Genomic DNA, 1081 nt, shown 5'->3' with positions numbered 1-1081 from the left:
CGTAGAGCAATTAGCAGTAGTAAAAAACGAAGTAATTGGTAGTTAATGGACATTGTAATGAATAGTTATAGATTGTTGATAGAATTTACATTAAAGTTGAGATTGAAGGTTTGGTATTTAAATTGATAAAAATGAAAACGTTATACACTTATATTTTTTAGAGAATTTATTATTGGGAGAGAATAAATAAAAATTCATGGAAATATAAAACTATTTCGTTGATTTTCGATAGCATATATGCTAAATTTTTGGAAAACTTGCCACAAAAAGACCAAGAGAAGTTAATGGCGGTTATCTATAAGGTTCAGATACATGGATTGTTGACCGCTATAAAAATAAAATGGGTAAAGAAACTAGACGACAATATATTTGAACTTCGATCGGAAGTGGGAAATAATATTCAAAGAGCTCTATACTTTTACTGGAATGGAAATCGTTATATTATTACTCATGAATTTAGCAAAAAAACACAGAAGACACCTAGAAAAGAGATTTTGTATGCGCTAGCGATTTATAAGAAATTTGAGGAGGAAAATGATGCCAACAGTTAAATTTGATGATTATTTAGAAAAGAGGCTTCAAAATCCAGAGTTAAGATCCAATTTTGAAGCAGAGAGTTTGAGACTTGAAAGTGCAGTAGCTTTATTGAAGGCTAGAGAAGTGCTGGTTTAACACAAAGAGAGTTAGCTAGACGTGTTGATGTGTCACAATCAACAATTGCACGTATTGAGCGGGGAAACAATACTAGTGTCGATACACTTTCTAAAATAGCTAATGCATTAGGTAAAAAGTTAAAAGTTGAGTTTGTTAATATGTAACTGAGAGAAAATGTGAATTTATATGTAATAGTAACTGTTTTTTGTTGATTATGTATAATTATTAGTGTGTGACAGAATGCAAAATTGCATGTAGCAACAATAGCTATGGGTTACCGATTTTAGAATAAATATGATTAAAAACTGTAAGTTTGGCCTACATTGATATGTTGCTGGTCCAAGCTTGCGGTTTTTTTATATTATTTTATTACTCAGATTTATCGATTATGTATAAAAAACTAACGAACGCTTGGGAACTGCGAAAG

1 protein-coding gene and 1 pseudogene are annotated in these 1081 nt (G+C 30.6%); both read left to right on the top strand.

Annotation, left to right across the window (positions count from 1 at the left end):
- The first annotated feature begins 248 nt into the window (after window positions 1–248).
- Window positions 249–551, top strand: a complete 303-nt coding sequence (locus tag LMU01S_RS10045; protein ID WP_263850225.1) for a type II toxin-antitoxin system RelE/ParE family toxin — start codon at window positions 249–251, stop codon at window positions 549–551.
- Window positions 538–818: pseudogene (locus LMU01S_RS10040) on the top strand (helix-turn-helix domain-containing protein). Before LMU01S_RS10045 ends, LMU01S_RS10040 begins: the two are co-directional and overlap by 14 nt.
- Window positions 819–1081: the final 263 nt, after the last annotated feature.

Source organism: Ligilactobacillus murinus DSM 20452 = NBRC 14221 (assembly GCF_001591685.1).
In the GTDB taxonomy this organism is placed as follows: Bacteria; Bacillota; Bacilli; order Lactobacillales; family Lactobacillaceae; genus Ligilactobacillus; species Ligilactobacillus murinus.
Note: the sequence above shows the minus strand (reverse complement) of the source record. Positions and strands in the feature narration are given on the sequence as shown.